The sequence below is a fragment of the Pseudomonas sp. HP_08 genome (assembly GCF_055284095.1).
Genome location: NZ_JBTOQC010000007.1, coordinates 29,750 through 47,988, shown reverse-complemented (window position 1 = coordinate 47,988; position 18,239 = coordinate 29,750). Strand labels below are relative to the sequence as shown.

At 57.9% G+C, this 18,239-nt stretch carries 17 protein-coding genes; 8 read left to right on the top strand and 9 right to left on the bottom strand.

Features of this window, described 5'->3' with window-relative positions; translation table 11 throughout:
* Nucleotides 1-295: 295 nt before the first annotated feature.
* The 4 genes from ACYAS9_RS08110 (at nucleotide 296) to ACYAS9_RS08095 (ending at nucleotide 5,048) form a co-directional block, all read left to right on the top strand.
* Nucleotides 296-802: a sigma-70 family RNA polymerase sigma factor gene (locus ACYAS9_RS08110; RefSeq protein WP_463567798.1), complete on the top strand. Its 507-nt coding sequence runs from the start codon at nucleotides 296-298 to the stop codon at nucleotides 800-802.
* A complete protein-coding gene (locus ACYAS9_RS08105; RefSeq protein WP_463567797.1) occupies nucleotides 802-1,740 on the top strand; it encodes a FecR domain-containing protein in 939 nt (312 codons plus the stop codon). The genes ACYAS9_RS08110 and ACYAS9_RS08105 overlap by 1 nt, the downstream gene beginning before the upstream one ends.
* A 110-nt stretch (nucleotides 1,741-1,850) precedes the next feature.
* Nucleotides 1,851-4,304 carry a TonB-dependent siderophore receptor gene (locus ACYAS9_RS08100; RefSeq protein ID WP_463567796.1) on the top strand — a complete coding sequence of 818 codons (2,454 nt, stop codon included), beginning with the start codon at nucleotides 1,851-1,853 and terminating at the stop codon, nucleotides 4,302-4,304.
* An 87-nt stretch (nucleotides 4,305-4,391) separates the two neighbouring features.
* On the top strand, nucleotides 4,392-5,048 hold the full coding sequence (locus tag ACYAS9_RS08095; protein WP_463567795.1) for an RBBP9/YdeN family alpha/beta hydrolase: 657 nt from the start codon (nucleotides 4,392-4,394) through the stop codon (nucleotides 5,046-5,048).
* Nucleotides 5,049-5,339: 291 nt separating this feature from the next.
* Here ACYAS9_RS08095 and mnmE read toward each other — a convergent pair whose 3' ends face one another.
* From mnmE to rpmH, 5 genes are all read right to left on the bottom strand, one after another.
* Nucleotides 5,340-6,710 carry a tRNA uridine-5-carboxymethylaminomethyl(34) synthesis GTPase MnmE gene (gene mnmE / locus ACYAS9_RS08090; protein WP_463567794.1) on the bottom strand — a complete coding sequence of 457 codons (1,371 nt, stop codon included), beginning with the start codon at nucleotides 6,708-6,710 and terminating at the stop codon, nucleotides 5,340-5,342.
* A gap of 76 nt (nucleotides 6,711-6,786) precedes the next feature.
* A complete protein-coding gene (yidC, locus tag ACYAS9_RS08085; RefSeq protein WP_463567793.1) occupies nucleotides 6,787-8,463 on the bottom strand; it encodes a membrane protein insertase YidC in 1,677 nt (558 codons plus the stop codon).
* 2 nt (nucleotides 8,464-8,465) lie between these two features.
* Nucleotides 8,466-8,711, bottom strand: coding sequence for a membrane protein insertion efficiency factor YidD (gene yidD / locus ACYAS9_RS08080; RefSeq protein WP_459745954.1), 246 nt, complete (start codon nucleotides 8,709-8,711; stop codon nucleotides 8,466-8,468).
* Nucleotides 8,704-9,114 carry a ribonuclease P protein component gene (gene rnpA, locus ACYAS9_RS08075; RefSeq protein WP_463567792.1) on the bottom strand — a complete coding sequence of 137 codons (411 nt, stop codon included), beginning with the start codon at nucleotides 9,112-9,114 and terminating at the stop codon, nucleotides 8,704-8,706. Before rnpA ends, yidD begins: the two co-directional genes overlap by 8 nt.
* Before the next feature lie 16 nt (nucleotides 9,115-9,130).
* Nucleotides 9,131-9,265 carry a 50S ribosomal protein L34 gene (rpmH, locus tag ACYAS9_RS08070; protein WP_002551315.1) on the bottom strand — a complete coding sequence of 45 codons (135 nt, stop codon included), beginning with the start codon at nucleotides 9,263-9,265 and terminating at the stop codon, nucleotides 9,131-9,133.
* 585 nt (nucleotides 9,266-9,850) lie between these two features.
* Here rpmH and dnaA point away from each other — a divergent pair.
* From dnaA to gyrB, 4 genes are read left to right on the top strand one after another with little or no spacing between them, the layout of a single operon-like run.
* On the top strand, nucleotides 9,851-11,401 hold the full coding sequence (dnaA, locus tag ACYAS9_RS08065) for a chromosomal replication initiator protein DnaA (protein ID WP_463567791.1): 1,551 nt from the start codon (nucleotides 9,851-9,853) through the stop codon (nucleotides 11,399-11,401).
* A gap of 38 nt (nucleotides 11,402-11,439) precedes the next feature.
* Nucleotides 11,440-12,543 (top strand): DNA polymerase III subunit beta, encoded by a 1,104-nt coding sequence (dnaN, locus tag ACYAS9_RS08060; protein WP_463567790.1) that lies wholly within the window; start codon nucleotides 11,440-11,442, stop codon nucleotides 12,541-12,543.
* Nucleotides 12,544-12,567: 24 nt separating this feature from the next.
* Nucleotides 12,568-13,671 (top strand): DNA replication/repair protein RecF, encoded by a 1,104-nt coding sequence (gene recF, locus ACYAS9_RS08055; protein WP_463567789.1) that lies wholly within the window; start codon nucleotides 12,568-12,570, stop codon nucleotides 13,669-13,671.
* Between the two features lie 4 nt (nucleotides 13,672-13,675).
* Nucleotides 13,676-16,093, top strand: a complete 2,418-nt coding sequence (gene gyrB / locus ACYAS9_RS08050) for a DNA topoisomerase (ATP-hydrolyzing) subunit B (protein ID WP_463567788.1) — start codon at nucleotides 13,676-13,678, stop codon at nucleotides 16,091-16,093.
* Nucleotides 16,094-16,166: 73 nt separating this feature from the next.
* Here gyrB and ACYAS9_RS08045 read toward each other — a convergent pair whose 3' ends face one another.
* The 4 genes from ACYAS9_RS08045 to ACYAS9_RS08030 are packed head-to-tail and all read right to left on the bottom strand — an operon-like array spanning nucleotide 16,167 to nucleotide 18,228.
* Nucleotides 16,167-16,622 carry a hypothetical protein gene (locus tag ACYAS9_RS08045; RefSeq protein ID WP_463567787.1) on the bottom strand — a complete coding sequence of 152 codons (456 nt, stop codon included), beginning with the start codon at nucleotides 16,620-16,622 and terminating at the stop codon, nucleotides 16,167-16,169.
* A 30-nt stretch (nucleotides 16,623-16,652) separates the two neighbouring features.
* Nucleotides 16,653-17,249 carry a hypothetical protein gene (locus tag ACYAS9_RS08040; protein ID WP_463567786.1) on the bottom strand — a complete coding sequence of 199 codons (597 nt, stop codon included), beginning with the start codon at nucleotides 17,247-17,249 and terminating at the stop codon, nucleotides 16,653-16,655.
* A 30-nt stretch (nucleotides 17,250-17,279) separates the two neighbouring features.
* The gene (locus ACYAS9_RS08035; protein ID WP_463567785.1) at nucleotides 17,280-17,762 is read right to left on the bottom strand and encodes a DUF6985 domain-containing protein; all 483 of its coding nucleotides are present in this window, start codon (nucleotides 17,760-17,762) and stop codon (nucleotides 17,280-17,282) included.
* Nucleotides 17,763-17,781: 19 nt separating this feature from the next.
* Nucleotides 17,782-18,228 carry an RDD family protein gene (locus ACYAS9_RS08030; protein ID WP_463567784.1) on the bottom strand — a complete coding sequence of 149 codons (447 nt, stop codon included), beginning with the start codon at nucleotides 18,226-18,228 and terminating at the stop codon, nucleotides 17,782-17,784.
* Nucleotides 18,229-18,239 lie beyond the last annotated feature (11 nt).

Below are 18,239 nucleotides of genomic sequence, written 5' to 3'. Positions count from 1 at the left end.
GTGCCGGTTGTCCACAGGGGCAGTTCTGCCCAGCTTTCGAGCATGCTTATCAACCGGGCTGAAGGGCGGTTATGCACAGGGCTTATCCAGCCATCCACAATCGCTTGAAATGCTGCAATCTGGCTGTCGAAATGGCACATGAACCCGTCTGGGTCGGGGTTTCAGGCCTGTTGATAACTTTTTTTGAAAATAATCGCGATTAAGGCAAATAAAACTCGTGATGGAAGGCGCTTGTGGTCGGCCACGTCGCAAATTAATAATAGCGATTATCATTCACTCGCCCAGTGCCCCTCTCATGCCCTCTCCTTCTCATACGGCAGCGGTCCAGTCGATCTACGAGCAGCATCATTCGTGGCTGTATGGCTGGCTCAAGGGCAAGCTGTCGAACACCAGCGATGCAGCCGACCTGGCGCATGACACCTTCGTCCGTATTCTGGCGGCGCGTAACGCTGCCGATATCCGCGAACCGCGTGATTACCTGACCACCATCGCTCGCGGGCTGGTCATCGACCGCTATCGGCGCCGAGCCATCGAACAGGCCTGGCTGCAAAGCATGGCGGCACGTCCCGAGGCGGTGGGGGTCAGTGAAGAAGACAAGGCGGTGATCATCGAAACCCTGCTGGCTGTGGACAAAACCCTGGCTGGCCTGGGCGCAAGAACGCGCAAGATCTTCATGCTGACGCAGATTGATGGCCTGACTTATCAACAAGCGGCCGATCAACTGGGCCTGTCGATCAGCAGCGTCAAGAAGCACATGATCCGCGCCTTGACCGAATGCTCGGTCCTGATGGCTACGCTGTAATGGCCAGCCCCGTTAATCGTCAGGTGCTTGAGGCGGCTGCCACCTGGTACGTGCAGTTCCAGTCCGAGCCGGCCAGCCGTGACCAGCACCTGGCATGGCAACGCTGGCTGGCCAGCGATCCGGCGCACCAGGCGGCCTGGAACCAGATGGAGCTTGTGCAGCGCAGCCTGGGCGTGATGCCGGGGCCGGTGACCCGCCAGGCGTTGTCCGGCACCACACAACGCCGTCAGGTGCTCAAGCTGCTGTTGCTGCTCCCGGCCGCCGGTCTGGTCGGCTGGCAGGCACGTGATTCTGTGGATTACTGGGCGGACTACCGTACCCGTGTCGGCCAGCAACGCAGGATCGAACTGGCCGACGGTAGTCAGATTGACCTGAACACCGCCACCGCCATTGACGTACGTTTCGATGCACAACAGCGGCTGATTCACCTGCGCAGCGGAGAAATCCTGGTGCGTACCGGCAAACGTGGCGATCCACGGCCTTTTCGGGTGCAGACCCGCCAAGGTCAGGTCCAGGCGCTGGGTACCTTTTTCAGCGTGCGGCAACTGGCTGAGGTGACGCATGTGGGGGTTCTTGAAGACGCGGTAAGCCTTCATCCTCAGCACCCTGTGGATAAAGCTATCTTGCTCAAGGCTGGGCAAAGTGCAGATTTCGACGATCGTGTGGTCGGCCCTGTGGACAGTTATCGCGCCTCGCAAGTGGCGTGGGTCGACGGCCGGTTGATCGTACTCAATGCGCGTCTCGGCGATGTGCTGACAGAACTGGCCCGCTACCGCCATGGCGTGATGCGTTGTGACGAGCGTGCAGCGAATCTGCGGGTTTCCGGGACGTTTCGCCTGAACGCGGCCGAGGCGGTACTGGACAATCTGCGCGCCAGCTTGCCCATCGAGGTGCGCTATTTCACCCCTTACTGGATATCGGTCAGCCACACCGTTTGAAGCGCCGGCAAAAATTTTTTTGCCGGACGATGATCTTTTTCAAACCTGACGCGGCCCTTCCGGTAATCGCGATCAACGCGAATCCTTGCCATCTTCAGGGTCTTCACTCCATGCGCTTCGCTCCGTTCCCGTTTCATGCCCGCCAGCCGCTTGCCCGGCATTGCATCGCTTACAGCCTGTTGATTGGCGCATCGGTGGTTTACCCGCTGTTGGCCTGCCAGGCGCAAGCCCAGTCCGAAACCGCTTCCCGGCGCTTTGCGGTGGCCGCGGGTCCTGTGGATAACGCGTTGAGCCAGTTTGCGGCGCAGGCCAATGTCATCTTGTCGTTCTCGCCGGCCCAGACCGCCAACCGCCGCACACCGGGCCTGCAAGGCGAGTATTCGGTGGAGCAAGGCTTTGCCCGGTTGCTGCAAGGCTCGGGGCTGCAGGCGGTGGCTCAGGCGCCAGGCAGCTATATCTTGCAGGCAGTGCCGGTGACAGGTTCGGTGGAGCTGGGTGAAACGACGATCAACAGCAATCGCGGGGACTCATTCGCCCAGGACAGCGCCAGCGACACCGGCTACAAGGCCCGCGCCAGCCGCGCAGGAACCAAGACCAGCACGCCCTTGAGCGAGACGCCGCGCTCGGTGTCGGTAGTGACTGGCCAGCGTATCAAGGACCAGAAGGCCCAGACCCTCACCGAAGTGCTCGGTTATGTGCCCGGCATCTTCGCCCCACCGTTTGCAGCCGGCGATAGCCTGGCGGGCGATCTGTTCTTCATCCGCGGCTTCAACGCCACCGACTACGGCTACGGCCTGCTGCGCGATGGCTTGCGTGTGCAAGGCAACCGCTATGACACCACCACCGACACCTATGGCCTGGAGCGTGTGGAAATCTTCCGGGGGCCGTCATCGATTCTGTATGGCGAAAACGCGCCCGGCGGCCTGGTGAATCTGGTCAGCAAGCGTCCGACCGCCACACCGCAAGGCGAAGTGCAGCTCAGCTATGGCTCCAACAACCGTCGTCAGCTGGCTGTGGATATCTCCGGTCCCCTGAACGACAGTGGCAATGTCCAGGGCCGTGTGGTGATGCTCGGCCGTAATGCCGATACCCAGACCGACCATGTGCCCGACGATCGTCTGTACATCGCGCCGTCCCTGACCCTCAACTTCAACGACGCCACGCAACTGACCCTGCTCAGCCATTACCAGAAAGACCACACCAATATGGAGCTGGGCCTGCCTGCGGCCGGCACGCTGCTGAACAACCCCAATGGCAAGCTCGACAAAGACACCATGCTCGGTGTGCCGGGCTGGAACACCTTCGAGCGTGAAACCTGGAGCCTGGGCTACGAGTTTATCCACAGCCTGAACGACGACTGGCAGTTCCGGCAGAACTCGCGCTACCAGCAATCGCGCATCAGCCGCCATGAAACCTGGCCGGGCAACCTGAACAATGCAGGCTTCGGTACCCAGCTGAACGTCACCGCCTACGACCGCTCGAACAAGTCGATGGTGTATTCGCTGGATAACCAGCTCGAAGGCAAATTCAGCGCCGGGGATGTGGATAACACCGTGCTGATCGGCGCCAGCTACGATCGCACCTCGTTCAGTCAGGATTGGGATGCAGGCTTTGCCGGGCAGATCAATATCTTCAACCCGGTCTATGCCCGCGACCCGATTACCTCCATTGCCGTGCAGAACACCTTGCTCACTCAACAGATGCAGGGCCTGTACGGGCAATGGCAAAGCACCTGGAACAACTGGATCTTCCTGTTAGGCGGTCGCCAGGATTGGGTCGACAGCGATTTTCGCAACAAGCTGGCGCCCGCCGGCGATATCAGTGGCAACGACAGCAAGTTCACCTGGCAAACCGGCCTGATGTACCGCTTCGACAATGGCCTGACCCCTTACGCCAGCTACTCGACCGCCTTTGTGCCGGTGCAGCAGATCTCCAATGGCGGCGCGCCGCTCGACCCGATCACCAGTTCGCAGATCGAAGTGGGTGTGAAATATGAGCCGGCCGGCTGGAACACCGCGATCACCGCTTCGCTCTTCGACCTGCGTAAAGAAGACGACACCTACCTGGACACCACCAGCTCGACCTATCGGCAAGTGGGTGAAAGCCGCTCCAAGGGCGCCGAGCTGGAAATCAACAGCGACATCACCCGTAACCTGAACCTCACGGCGGCCTACACCTACACCGATGCGCGGGTGACCAAGGACGCGCCGGGCTCGTTGATCGAAGGCCACCAGGTGACCGGCGTGCCGCGTAACCAGGCTTCGCTGTGGACAAAGTATCGCTTCCTGGACGGCGCACTGAACGGCCTGTCGGTTGCAGGCGGCGTGCGTTACTTCGACAGCACCTTCGCGTATACCCAGCCAAGCCTGTATGGCCGCCTCGACTCCGGCGACGTCACGCTGGTGGATGCTGCAATCGGCTATCAGATCGACCGCCACTGGTCGGTGGACCTGAACGCGCGCAACCTGTTCGACAAGGAATACGTGTCGGGCTGCAACGATGCCGGCCGCTGCTATTGGGGCGACAGCCGTACCTTGCTGGGGACGGTTTCCTACAACTGGTAGGACTGTGGGCAAGTCGTTCAGGTATTGGCTGAAAAGACGGCAGGTGCTTTATGGTAATCGTCCCCTTATCTGAACCAGGAGACGATTATGTTTATCCACAGGTATCGATTGCACCTGCGTCTTAAAAGCCTGCTGGCGGCCCTGCTCATGACCCTGACAACCCTCACCTACGCGGCTGATCACGTCTATATCGTCCACGGTTATGGCGCAGCGCCCGACAGCCACTGGTTCCCGTGGTTGAAACAACGCCTTGAAGAGACCGGCGCGACCGTGACCGTGGTCGAGCTGCCGTCATCCAGTGCCCCGCAGCGGGAAGCGTGGCAGCAGGCACTGCGGCAACAGATTCCAGACCCGGATAGCCATTCCTGGTTTGTAACCCACAGCCTGGGCAGCATCGCGTTGTTGCAGTACCTGAGTGAACGCAAGGACTTATCCACAATCGGCGGGTATGTGCTGGTTTCGGGATTCAACGAAAAGCTGTCGAACATTCCGCAGATTGACGGGTTTATCCGGCCTGATCTGGACTATCAGAAGCTGATCGGACTTACCCACAACCGTACCGTCATCGCGGCAGAGAACGACAACGTCGTGCCCCATGGGATAAGTCAGCGACTGGCGAAAAGACTGGAAGCACGATTCGTTTCACTGCCACAGGGCGGCCATTTTCTTGCGGACGGTGGTTTCAAAAGATTTCCACAGGTGTTGGAAGAGTTGCAGCGGGAGATGTCCACTCAGCAAAAATAGGGGTGTGGGTAACTTGGAAGGCTCGGTATTAAATACCGTCAAAGAAATTTAACTGGTTGATTATTAAGGAATTTAAATAAGGCGAACGACCTGAAAAAGCCCGCAATTGTTGACCCAAAGGCCAGAAAATCCGGCGTCTTTGCAGTGTTGGTAACTGACCTGTCGCGGCCAATCGGGGCGTCGAGCAGCCCCGATGACAATTACATAATCATCCTGTCCGGATGAAACGGGCCTTGTGGGTAACGGATGATTGGTGCTCCACAATAACCCTGTGGATAGTTTTTACAGCGATCATTTACCAATGCAGAAGCTGGAAAAGATCCTGCCCAACAAATCGTCGGAGCTGAATGCGCCGGTGATCTCACCCAGGGCTTGCTGCGCCAGGCGCAGGTCTTCAGCCAGCAATTCGCCGGCACCGGCCAGGGTCAGTTGCGCACGGCCATGTTCCAGATAGCTGCTGGCGCGGTCCAGGGCATCGAGGTGACGGCGGCGGGCGCTGAAGCTGCTCTCCGAGGTCTGTTGATAACCCATGCAGGCCTTGAGGTGTTCACGCAGCAGGTCGAGGCCTTCACCGGCGGCCTTGGCGCTGAGACTGATGGTCACGTGGCCGTCGCTGCTGGTTTCCAGTCCTACCACATCGCCGCTCAGGTCAGCCTTGTTGCGAATCAGGGTGACTTTGGCCGGGTCCGGCCGTTGTTCCAGAAATTCCGGCCACAGGGCGAACGGGTCAGTGGCTTCCGGCGCGGTGGCGTCGACCACCAGCAGAATCCGGTCGGCCTCACCAATGGCCTTGAGCGCGCGCTGTACGCCGATCATCTCGACCTGGTCTTCGGTATCACGCAGGCCTGCAGTATCGACCACATGCAGCGGCATGCCATCGATGTGGATATGTTCGCGCAACACGTCACGGGTAGTGCCGGCAATGTCGGTGACGATGGCCGCTTCGCGTCCTGCCAGGGCATTGAGCAGGCTGGACTTGCCGGCATTCGGGCGACCGGCGATCACCACGTTCATGCCATCGCGCAGCAAGGCACCTTGTCCTGCTTCGTGCTGCACTGTGGATAACATCTCACGCACGTTATCGAGCTTGCCAAGCACCACACCGTCGGCAAGAAAGTCGATTTCTTCCTCGGGAAAGTCGATGGCAGCCTCGACGTACATACGCAGGCCGATCAACAACTCGGTGAGTTTATCCACACGTTGAGAAAACGCCCCTTGCAGGGAGCGCAGCGCATTGCGTGCAGCCTGGGCCGAACTCGCCTCGATCAGGTCGGCGATGGCTTCGGCCTGGGCCAGGTCGAGCTTGTCGTTGAGAAATGCTCGCTCGCTGAATTCACCCGGGCGCGCCAGCCGGCAGCCCAGTTGCAGGCAACGCTGCAAGAGCATGTCGAGAACCACCGGGCCGCCATGACCCTGTAGCTCCAGCACGTCTTCGCCGGTAAACGAGTTGGGGCCGGGGAAATACAAGGCGATGCCTTCATCCAGCACCTGACCCTGGCCATCTTCGAACGGGCCGTAATGGGCATAGCGCGGCTTGAGGTCACGGCCGGTGATCGCGTTGGCAGCCTTGCCCGCCAGCGGGCCGGACAGGCGCACGATGCCCACGCCTCCACGTCCCTGGGCGGTGGCGATGGCGGCGATGGTCTCACGAGGGGCGTTCATGGCGACTCCTGAAAAACTGACAGATAGCAAAACGCCCCACGAGGGGGCGTCTTGTACAACATGATCACAGGTTAGATCAGACCGTTGCTTTCTTGGAAGCCGCTTCGATCTTACGAGTGATGTAAGCCTGCTGCAGGATCGACAGGGTGTTGTTCACAACCCAGTACAGAACCAGACCGGCCGGGAACCACAGGAAGAAGAAGGTGAAGATGATTGGCATCATTTTCATTACCTTGGCCTGCATCGGATCCGGCGGTGTCGGGTTCAGACGCTGCTGGATGAACATGGTCGCGCCCATGATGATCGGCAGGATGAAGAACGGGTCCTTGATCGACAGGTCGGTTATCCACAGGATCCACGGGGCCTGGCGCATTTCAACGCTTTCCAGCAGTACCCAGTAGAGCGCCAGGAACACCGGCATCTGCACAAGAATCGGCAAGCATCCACCCAGCGGGTTGATCTTCTCTTTCTTGTACAGCTCCATCATCGCCTGGGACATTTTCTGGCGATCGTCACCAAACTGCTCTTTCAGCGCGGTCAGTTTTGGCGCCACGGTGCGCATGCGCGCCATGGATTTGTAGCTGGCGGCCGACAGCGGGAAGAACAGGCCCTTGATGAGCATGGTCAGCACGATGATCGACCAGCCCCAGTTACCGAGCACTTCGTGGATATGTTGCAGCAGCCAGAAGATCGGCTGGGCAATGAACCACAGAATGCCGTAGTCGACGGTCAGTTCCAGACCTGGGGATAACTCTTTGAGCACGGCCTGGCTTTTCGGGCCGGCATACAGCGTGGCCCCGGTTTCGCCCTGTGCACCCGGTGCGATGGTCAGCGACGGGCTGGTGAAACCGATGATGTAGTTGCCCTGGCTGTCCTTACGGGTCTGCATGGCATTGCTGACATTGTGCTCGGGAATCCAGGCGGTCACGAAGTAGTGCTGCAGCCAGGCAACCCAGCCACCTTGCACGGTTTCACGTACCTGACCCTTGTCGATGTCTTTCATCGACACTTTCTTGTACGGCTCCGAAGGTGTCCACAGGGCAGCGCCCAGGTAAGTGGCAGTACCGGTGGCCGTCGTCGAGGAAGGATCGGAGCTGGCATCACGCTTCAACTGGCCAAACAGGTTACCCGACCAAGGCTGGGCGCTCTGGTTATCCACAACGTAGGTAACTTTCAGATCGTATTGGCCACGCTTCAGAGTGAAGCGCTTGATGTAGTTGACGCCGTTTTCCGAGAATTTCAGGTCGACGACCAGTTGATTCTCTTCTTTGGTCAGTTGATAACTTTTTTGTGTCGACGCATAAACCGGACGACCGGTAGCACGCGCATCCGGACCATTGGTGCCGGTCAGGCCGCTTTGGGCCAGAAAAGTACGCTCGCCGCCGTTATCGAACAGCTGAAATGGAATCTCGGGGCGGTCTTGACGACGCGGGTACAGCGGCAAACGCAGCTGGACGACGTCACCACCGACCGGATCGATGGCCAGATCGAGCACATCGGTGCTGATTTTGATCAGATCCTTGCTGACTGCAACGGGTGTTTCAACAGGGGCGACAGGCGCTCCCGGAGCCGTTGGTACGTCGGCACTTGCCACACCATCGTTGGTGGCAGCAGGTACATCGGCATTGGTAGTGGTAGCAGCAACAGTCGGGGTCGGCAAGGCAGCCTGGCCGTAGTCTTCGTTCCATTTCAGAACGCCGACATAGGTCACGATTGCCAGGGCGCCGATCAGGATCGTGCGTTTAATATCCATGATTACTCGGCCATCGAAGAAGAGCGGGAGGTAGGAACGGGTGGAACCGGATCATAGCCACCGGGATTCCACGGATGACAGCGACCTAATCGTCTGATGGTCAGCCAGCCGCCGCGCAGAAGGCCATGATGTTCGATGGCTTCCAAGGCGTAGCAGGAGCAAGTGGGGTAAAAACGACAATGACTTGCCATCAATGGGCTGATGGCATAGCGATAAAACTGGATCGGAACGAGTGCCAGTTTACGCATCTGGATTGTCCACCCCTGCAGGTTCGGGTTTTTCCGCAACTGCTGGAACAGCAGGCCGGCTGCGTGCAAGACGCTTCCAGAGCTTGCCGAAATGCTGGATCAACTCGGGATTACCCAGGTCACCCAGCCCTTTGCGCGCGACGATCACGATGTCCCAGCCGACCAGGTTGTCCTGGTGCAGTCGAAACGATTCGCGGATCAGGCGTTTCAGGCGATTGCGCTCAACAGAGAGCTTGACGCTCTTCTTACCGATCACAAGCCCCAGACGGGGATGCTCAAGGTCGTTGTCGCGTGCAAGGATCAGGAGATTTTTTCCCGGAACCTTGCCGGTGGGGGAGTCAAAGACTGCCTTGAAATGCCGGGGGGTCAGCAAACGCTTTTCCCGACCGTAGTCCTGACTCACCACCTGTACCGAAAAATCAGACGGCCAGACGCTTACGGCCTTTGGCGCGGCGACGCGACAGAACGGCACGACCGTTCTTGGTGGCCATACGGGCACGGAAACCGTGAGTGCGAGCGCGCTTGATAGTGCTGGGTTGGAAAGTACGTTTCATGGCGTGTTACCTGGTTCGTCGACAACGGGCCGGAATGGCCCCCGTTTTAAGAGACCGGCGATTCTAGAGAAAGCAAGTCGATAGGTCAATTTCCAACCAGCGTTTACTTCAACCACTTCCTTATAAAGATGCGGCTCTTGTCGACCCCGATCTGCTCGTTGTCTGTAAAACCCCTGTAGCTATAGAAACAAGAAGACCTTTTATAAAGCTTTTTTGAAGATGCTATTACTCTTGTACAAGCACTTATCTGTGGATAACCTTCTACAGGCCTTTGAATTCGGGCTGTACAGAGATTCAAAAGTCTGTCGAGAAGCGGTGCTCTGGCTGTGCTGTGCCCTCGGATAAGCTGTGTATGAAAGCGTGTTTTATCCACAGGCAGGTTATGCACAGGCTTCAACCCCTACTTATGCAAAGACCTGAAGGCGGGTTATGCACAGGGCTTAGGTGAGGCTTTTTTTATCTTTGGCCGGTGGAAAATTCTTCGTACAAGCGTCACGTCTGGCACCTACATGTGGATAAGTCAGCCGGTGATCGATACAATGGCCGTTGTTTTTGCCTTAGCGGCTTTCAACTCAGGGGATATCCGTGTCAGTGGAACTTTGGCAGCAGTGCGTGGAGCTTTTGCGCGATGAGCTGCCGGCCCAGCAATTCAACACTTGGATCCGTCCGCTACAGGTCGAAGCCGAAGGCAACGAGTTGCGTGTCTATGCACCGAACCGTTTCGTACTCGACTGGGTTAACGAAAAGTACCTGGGCCGGCTGCTCGAGCTTATCGGCGAGCACGGCCAGGGCATGGCGCCTGCGCTTTCCTTATTAATAGGCAGCAAGCGCAGTTCGGCACCGCGTGCAGCACCCAACGCGCCATTGGCCGCTGCTGCGGCAGCGGCGGCATCGCAGCAAGTCCAGGCCTCGTCCGGCGATTCGTCTGCAAGCCAGGCACCTGTGCACAACGCAGCGCCGGCGGTGATCACCACACCGGCACCGGCGCCGGTGCGCCACGCTGAAAACGACGAGCCATCGCGCGACAGCTTCGATCCACTGGCCGGTGCCGCCAGCCAGCAGGCGCCTGTGCGAGCCGAAGGGCGTACCGTGCAGGTTGAAGGTGCGCTCAAGCACACCAGCTACCTGAACCGTACGTTCACCTTCGAGAATTTTGTCGAGGGCAAGTCGAACCAATTGGCGCGCGCTGCCGCCTGGCAGGTCGCCGACAACCCCAAGCACGGCTATAACCCGCTGTTCCTTTATGGCGGCGTCGGCCTGGGTAAAACGCACTTGATGCACGCGGTGGGTAACCACCTGCTCAAGAAGAACCCGAATGCCAAGGTCGTTTACCTGCACTCGGAGCGTTTCGTGGCCGACATGGTCAAGGCGCTGCAGCTCAATGCAATCAACGAATTCAAACGCTTCTATCGATCGGTCGATGCACTGCTGATCGACGACATCCAGTTCTTCGCCCGCAAGGAGCGTTCCCAGGAAGAGTTTTTCCACACCTTCAACGCATTGCTTGAAGGCGGTCAGCAGGTCATTCTCACCAGTGACCGCTACCCCAAGGAAATCGAAGGCCTGGAAGAACGCCTCAAGTCGCGTTTCGGCTGGGGTCTGACCGTTGCGGTCGAGCCACCAGAGCTTGAAACCCGCGTGGCGATCCTGATGAAAAAAGCCGATCAGGCCAAGGTCGAGCTGCCGCACGATGCGGCGTTCTTCATTGCCCAGCGTATTCGCTCCAACGTCCGTGAGCTTGAAGGCGCACTCAAGCGCGTCATCGCCCACTCGCACTTCATGGGCCGCGACATCACCATCGAGCTGATCCGCGAATCGCTCAAGGACCTGCTGGCCCTGCAGGACAAGCTGGTGAGTGTGGACAACATTCAGCGCACGGTGGCCGAGTACTACAAGATCAAGATCTCCGATCTGTTGTCCAAGCGTCGTTCTCGTTCGGTTGCCCGGCCCCGTCAGGTGGCCATGGCACTGTCCAAAGAGCTGACCAACCACAGTCTGCCGGAGATCGGCGACGTCTTTGGCGGGCGTGACCACACCACGGTGCTGCACGCCTGCCGCAAGATCAACGAACTCAAGGAATCCGATGCGGATATCCGTGAGGACTACAAGAACCTGCTGCGTACATTGACCACATGATGACGCCAGTGAAGTTTATCGAGGCAAGGGACTAGACCATGCATTTCACCATTCAACGCGAAGCCCTGTTGAAACCCCTGCAATTGGTCGCCGGCGTAGTTGAACGCCGCCAGACCTTGCCGGTGCTCTCCAACGTGTTGCTGGTCGTCCAGGGTCAGCAACTGTCGCTGACCGGTACCGATCTTGAAGTGGAACTGGTTGGCCGCGTCCAACTGGAAGAGCCTGCCGAACCCGGTGAAATCACCGTGCCGGCCCGCAAGCTGATGGACATCTGCAAAAGCCTGCCGAACGACGTACTCATCGACATCAAGCTCGAAGAGACCAAGTTGCTGGTCAAGGCCGGTCGCAGCCGCTTCACCCTGTCGACATTGCCGGCCAACGATTTCCCGACGGTCGAAGAAGGCCCGGGCTCGCTGACCTTCGATCTGGTACAGAGCAAACTGCGCCGCCTGATCGAACGTACCAGCTTCGCCATGGCCCAGCAGGACGTGCGCTACTACCTTAACGGCATGTTGCTGGAAGTGAACAGCGGCATACTGCGTGCAGTCGCCACCGACGGTCACCGTCTGGCCATGTGCTCGATGACCGCCGAGATCGGCCAGGCTGATCGTCACCAGGTCATCGTGCCGCGCAAGGGTATTCTGGAAATGGCGCGCCTGCTCACCGAACAGGACGGCATCGTCAGCATCGTGCTGGGTCAGCACCACATTCGCGCCACCACCGGTGAGTTCACCTTCACCTCCAAGCTGGTCGACGGCAAGTTCCCCGACTACGAGCGCGTACTGCCCAAGGGCGGTGACAAGCTGGTACGGGGCGATCGCCAGGCGCTGCGCGAAGCATTCAGCCGTACCGCGATCCTGTCCAACGAGAAGTACCGTGGCATCCGTCTGCAACTGGCCAGCGGTCAGTTGAAGATCCAGGCCAATAACCCGGAACAGGAAGAAGCCGAAGAAGAAATTGGCGTCGAGTACAACGGTGATTCGCTGGAAATCGGCTTCAACGTCAGCTATCTGCTCGACGTGCTGGGCGTGATGACCACCGAGCAGGTGCGCCTGATCCTGTCCGACTCTAATAGCAGCGCATTGGTACAAGAGTCCGACAACGACGATTCTGCCTATGTCGTCATGCCGATGCGTCTGTGATCCTCTGATGCATAGCGCAGCCTGATGTCTCTCAGTCGCGTCTCGGTCACCGGGGTGCGCAATCTGCACCCGGTGACCTTCTCTCCCTCCCCGCGTATCAACATTCTCCACGGCGCCAATGGCAGTGGCAAAACCAGCGTGCTGGAAGCCATTCACTTGTTGGGCCTGGCGCGTTCGTTTCGCAGCAATCGACTGTTGCCGGTTATCCAGTACGAACAGCCCAGTTGCACAGTGTTCGGCCAGGTTGACCTTGCCGAAGGTGGCCACAGCAACCTGGGTATTTCCCGTGATCGGCAGGGTGAGTTTCAGATCCGCATCGACGGTCAAAACGCGCGCGGTACGGCGCAGCTGGCTGAAACCCTGCCGCTGCAATTGATCAACCCGGACAGTTTCAGGCTGTTGGAAGGTGCTCCAAAGATACGCAGGCAGTTTCTGGACTGGGGAGTGTTCCACGTGGAACCTCGCTTCATGGCCACTTGGCAGCGCTTGCAGAAAGCCCTGCGGCAGCGGAACTCATGGCTGCGGCATGGTACACTCGACACCGCTTCGCAAGCGGCATGGGACCGGGAATTGTGCCTGGCCAGCGATGAAATCGACGAATTTCGGCGCGCTTACATCAAGATGCTGAAGCCGGTTTTTGAAAAGACATTGAGCGAGCTTGTCGAACTCGAAGGTCTGACCCTCAGCTACTACCGTGGCTGGGACAAGGAAAAAGAGCTGAGCACGGTGCTCGCTTCATCCTTGCAGCGCGATCGGCAAATAGGCCATACCCAGGCCGGACCTCAACGAGCAGATCTACGCCTGAGGCTCGGAGCCCACAACGCGGCCGACATCTTGTCCCGCGGCCAGCAGAAGCTGGTGGTCTGTGCATTGCGCATTGCTCAAGGGCATCTCGTCAGCCAGGCGCGTCGAGGGCAATGCATCTACCTGGTGGATGACCTGCCCTCCGAACTGGATGACCACCACCGCCAGGCGCTTTGTCGCTTGCTGGAAGACTTACGCTGCCAGGTGTTCATTACCTGTGTAGACCACGAATTATTGATCGAAGGCTGGCAGACGGAAACGCCAGTTGCTGTGTTCCACGTGGAACACGGCCGTATCAGCCAGACCCACGACCATCGGGAGTGATTGCATGAGCGAAAACCAAACGTACGACTCCTCCAGCATCAAGGTGTTGAAAGGACTGGATGCCGTACGCAAGCGTCCCGGGATGTACATCGGCGACACAGACGATGGCAGCGGTCTGCACCACATGGTGTTCGAGGTGGTTGATAACTCGATCGACGAAGCTTTGGCCGGCCATTGCGACGACATCAGTATCATTATCCATCCAGACGAATCGATTACCGTGCGCGACAACGGCCGCGGCATTCCGGTAGATGTCCATAAAGAAGAAGGCGTTTCGGCGGCAGAGGTCATCATGACCGTGCTTCACGCCGGCGGTAAATTCGACGACAACTCCTACAAGGTCTCCGGCGGTCTGCACGGTGTCGGTGTGTCGGTGGTTAACGCCCTGTCAGAACACCTGATGTTGACCGTGCGTCGTAGCGGCAAGCTCTGGGAACAGACCTATGTTCACGGTGTACCGCAAGAGCCGATGAAAATCGTTGGCGAAAGCGAAACCACCGGTACCCAGATCCACTTCAAGCCATCGGCTGAAACCTTCAAGAACATTCACTTCAGCTGGGACATCCTCGCCAAGCGGATTCGTGAACTGTCGTTCCTCAACTCCGGCGTCGGCATCCTGCTCAAGGATGAACGCTCCGGCAAGGAAGAAATGTTCAAGTACGAAGGCGGCTTGCGTGCCTTCGTCGAATACCTGAACACCAACAAGACACCGGTGAACCAGGTCTTCCACTTCAACGTCCAGCGCGACGATGGCGTGGGCGTCGAGATTGCCCTGCAGTGGAACGACAGCTTCAACGAGAACCTGCTGTGCTTCACCAACAACATTCCGCAGCGCGACGGCGGTACGCACCTGGTGGGCTTCCGCTCTGCCCTGACGCGTAACCTCAACAACTACATCGAGCAGGAAGGCCTGGCCAAGAAGCACAAGGTCGCGACCACCGGTGACGACGCCCGCGAAGGCCTGACCGCGATCATCTCGGTAAAAGTGCCGGATCCCAAGTTCAGCTCGCAGACCAAAGACAAGCTGGTGTCGTCCGAGGTCAAAACGGCGGTTGAACAGGAGATGGGCAAGTATTTCTCCGACTTCCTGCTGGAAAACCCGAACGAAGCCAAGGCGGTGGTCGGCAAGATGCTCGACGCTGCCCGTGCCCGTGAAGCCGCGCGCAAGGCCCGTGAGATGACCCGCCGCAAAGGCGCGCTGGACATCGCCGGCCTGCCAGGCAAACTCGCCGACTGCCAGGAGAAAGACCCTGCTCTTTCCGAACTGTACCTGGTCGAGGGTGACTCTGCAGGTGGCTCGGCCAAGCAAGGCCGTAACCGTAGAACCCAGGCTATCCTGCCGCTCAAGGGCAAGATCCTCAACGTCGAGAAGGCACGCTTCGACAAGATGATCTCGTCCCAGGAGGTCGGCACGCTGATCACCGCACTGGGCTGTGGTATCGGTCGCGAAGAGTACAACATCGACAAACTGCGCTATCACAACATCATCATCATGACCGATGCTGACGTCGACGGTTCGCACATCCGTACCCTGCTGCTGACCTTCTTCTTCCGTCAGTTGCCAGAGCTGATCGAGCGCGGCTACATCTATATCGCCCAGCCGCCGCTGTACAAGGTCAAGAAAGGCAAGCAGGAGCAGTACATCAAGGACGACGAGGCCATGGAAGAATACATGACCCAATCGGCCCTGGAAGATGCCAGCCTGCACCTCAGCGACTCGGCGCCAAGCGTTTCCGGCGAAGCGCTGGAGCGTCTGGTCAACGAGTTCCGCACCGTGATGAAGACGCTCAAGCGTTTGTCGCGCCTGTACCCTCAGGAGCTGACCGAGCACTTTGTCTACCTGCCTGCCGTGACGCTGGAGCAACTGTCCGACCACGCCGCCATGCAAGACTGGCTGGGCAAGTTTGAAGCACGCCTGCGCACCGTCGAGAAGTCGGGCCTGACCTACAAGGCCAGCCTGCGTGAAGATCGCGAGCGCAACGTCTGGTTGCCGGAAGTCGAACTGATCTCCCACGGCCTCTCCAGCTACGTGACCTTCAACCGTGACTTCTTCGGCAGTAACGACTACCGGACCGTCACCGTGCTCGGCGCGCAGATCACGTCGTTGCTTGAAGAAGGCGCCTACGTCCAGCGTGGCGAACGCAAGAAGCCGGTCACCGAGTTCAAGCAAGCCCTCGAATGGCTGATGACCGAAAGCACCAAGCGCCACACCATCCAGCGCTACAAAGGACTGGGCGAGATGAACCCGGACCAGCTGTGGGAAACCACCATGGACCCAAGCGTGCGCCGCATGCTCAAAGTGACGATCGAAGACGCCATCGGCGCCGACCAGATCTTCAACACGCTGATGGGCGACGCCGTAGAACCGCGCCGCGACTTCATCGAGAGCAACGCGCTGGCAGTGTCGAACCTGGACTTCTGATTCAAGAAGCGACAGGCAAATAAAAAGCCCCCGACAGTCATGCTGTCGGGGGCTTTTGTTTATCGGCCCACCCTCACCGCCTGAGCAGTCTGTTCTCGATCGCCTGCGTCAACGCCCGAGGCACAGGCGCATCCGCGTAACCCTGCGCAATCTCAAAGGGATCGATCAGCGCATCAATCCCTTCTCCAAACGAAAAGTCCCCCACCACATACCGGGCAAACGAGGGTGACTCCGGTGCTTTATCCACCAGCCAACAACCGTCGTAACGGCCGATCAGATATTCCCCGATGAAGTAGCCGATGCGCGTAATGAACCACACCCTGTTTTCGTCGCTGATCACCGAGTGCCTGAAGCCACTGTCCAGCAGCGGCAAAAACTTCTCGGGATGAATCAGTACTTCATGGGGCTCGGCAAACCCCAGGCTTTTACAGAATTCATGGAGCACGGGCAGGCGTTCGGATCTGAATGCATCGAAGCCCTCTATGCGGCGTGCGAGCAAGGCTTCGGGTGAATTTTCAAAAAGGCTCATGACGGGCTCCGATTATCAATGCGAACAGGCTCAGACAAACCTGCATTTCCAGAAGTCGCCATGCCTGGCCCAATACCGTTCGGCATCCGGTATCAGAAAACTGAAATCTGCACATTTGGCCAGCCAGTCGGGATAGGCCAACGCCTCATGAAACCTGTCGGTATCCATGTGCATAAAGATCTGGCGATCAAAGTTGATGTAGAACAGCGGTAAGCGGGACGCCATAACGCTTGCAAGCCGAAACGACTCAGGAGAAAGATCCTCGCCAGACAAGTAATGGTCCTCAACACATTCCAGCAGCGTTTCAGGATCACACTGCACGTCGACTCGAAAGATGCTTTCCAGAGACTCGCACACGATAGCCGTACCCTTTGGGTCGTCGATGTACTGCAAAAAATTGTGTGCAGTGAGTTTCAGAATGCCATTTCTGAACATCCGGCAAGACTGGATATAGTCTTCATCGGTGATGTGGCCTGCATCCCGATATGCGCGATAGTCTTTTTCAGCGTCGAGTGAAAAGTTGTACTTATGGTCCAGCACCCAGTAGCACTGACCTTGATGCACGAAAAAGCAGATGCTTCTGTCACCGTTCCATAGATCGCTCAAGATGGATTGATCAAGCACCATGTTTAACAACCTGCCCTGATAAAAGAAAAGCTAACCCAGTAGAAAATCCTGAACGTCGACTTCCGTCACTCTGCCGTCGACAACCAGCACGCCCAGGCCCAGTTCCGGATCAAACGTGGTATCGAAGATAAAGCCGATCTGACGCTCTGCACTGTCGAAGGCCGACATGACTTTTATCTCGTTGAGAGAAACAAGATTTCGCAGGTCGCAAGGCCCGCTGATGAAGGGCGCATTGGCGTCCACTTCATTGGCGTCAAAGCCATTTTGATAGGCTTCAAGATGAGCGCAGTAGTGATCGAAAACAGCGGCCTCGACCGCCCTGCCGATAGACACTTTGTGTGAGTTGAATTCGCGAAAAGCCAACCGCTGGGCGTCAGCGATCGGGTCGTCATCAAAGGTCTGGATAACCAGAGTGACCGATAAGAGCTCGCCGAATAAAACAATCTCACAGTGACCTGTCCAGATATCGTCGAAACACAGCTCACCAAAGTCGGGGTCGATCATCTGGCTCATTCTTCACGGCTCCTGCTCGTCACTTGCTATTGACCACGATCGTGCCTGCCAGCATGTCGCCAAAGCGCCGCCGATGCCCGAAGAAGACGAAAATGGAGTCCAGCAAACTAAACAGCACTTTCGGCACGTTGCGCAACACCGATTGAAATACCGTGCATTGTGTTTCGAACGGGAATCCGACAACGGCAATTTTCATCACGCGCTTGCCCAGAGTTCGGCCGCCAGGCAGGGCATCACCGAAGACAAGATACAGGTAGGCTATAAACCAGGGACTCATCATTATCGTGAGGCCGAGTGAAGGCGAAATGGCGTGAGAGAATAACGGGCCTGTAAACCGAATGATCAATTCACTGATATTAAAAATAAGATGAGCAATGCCTACATCAATCATGACGGCATAAAAGCGCTTTAAAGGGCTTGCCAGATCATAGGATGAAGCCGGGTAGTCATGGGTAAATGCTGTCATGTTGGTGAGTA

Bases quoted from the DNA above. Each gene is read 5' to 3' on its own strand.
- ACYAS9_RS08110 (WP_463567798.1), top strand. From the start codon at position 296: ATGCCCTCTCCTTCTCATACGGCAGCGGTCCAGTCGATCTACGAGCAG.
- gyrB (WP_463567788.1), top strand. From the start codon at position 13,676: ATGAGCGAAAACCAAACGTACGACTCCTCCAGCATCAAGGTGTTGAAA.
- rpmH (WP_002551315.1), bottom strand. From the start codon at position 9,265: ATGAAACGTACTTTCCAACCCAGCACTATCAAGCGCGCTCGCACTCAC.
- ACYAS9_RS08035 (WP_463567785.1), bottom strand. From the start codon at position 17,762: ATGAGCCAGATGATCGACCCCGACTTTGGTGAGCTGTGTTTCGACGAT.
- dnaN (WP_463567790.1), top strand. From the start codon at position 11,440: ATGCATTTCACCATTCAACGCGAAGCCCTGTTGAAACCCCTGCAATTG.
- ACYAS9_RS08100 (WP_463567796.1), top strand. From the start codon at position 1,851: ATGCGCTTCGCTCCGTTCCCGTTTCATGCCCGCCAGCCGCTTGCCCGG.
- yidC (WP_463567793.1), bottom strand. From the start codon at position 8,463: ATGGATATTAAACGCACGATCCTGATCGGCGCCCTGGCAATCGTGACC.
- ACYAS9_RS08105 (WP_463567797.1), top strand. From the start codon at position 802: ATGGCCAGCCCCGTTAATCGTCAGGTGCTTGAGGCGGCTGCCACCTGG.
- ACYAS9_RS08095 (WP_463567795.1), top strand. From the start codon at position 4,392: ATGTTTATCCACAGGTATCGATTGCACCTGCGTCTTAAAAGCCTGCTG.
- ACYAS9_RS08040 (WP_463567786.1), bottom strand. From the start codon at position 17,249: ATGGTGCTTGATCAATCCATCTTGAGCGATCTATGGAACGGTGACAGA.
- yidD (WP_459745954.1), bottom strand. From the start codon at position 8,711: ATGCGTAAACTGGCACTCGTTCCGATCCAGTTTTATCGCTATGCCATC.
- ACYAS9_RS08030 (WP_463567784.1), bottom strand. From the start codon at position 18,228: ATGACAGCATTTACCCATGACTACCCGGCTTCATCCTATGATCTGGCA.
- ACYAS9_RS08045 (WP_463567787.1), bottom strand. From the start codon at position 16,622: ATGAGCCTTTTTGAAAATTCACCCGAAGCCTTGCTCGCACGCCGCATA.
- mnmE (WP_463567794.1), bottom strand. From the start codon at position 6,710: ATGAACGCCCCTCGTGAGACCATCGCCGCCATCGCCACCGCCCAGGGA.
- recF (WP_463567789.1), top strand. From the start codon at position 12,568: ATGTCTCTCAGTCGCGTCTCGGTCACCGGGGTGCGCAATCTGCACCCG.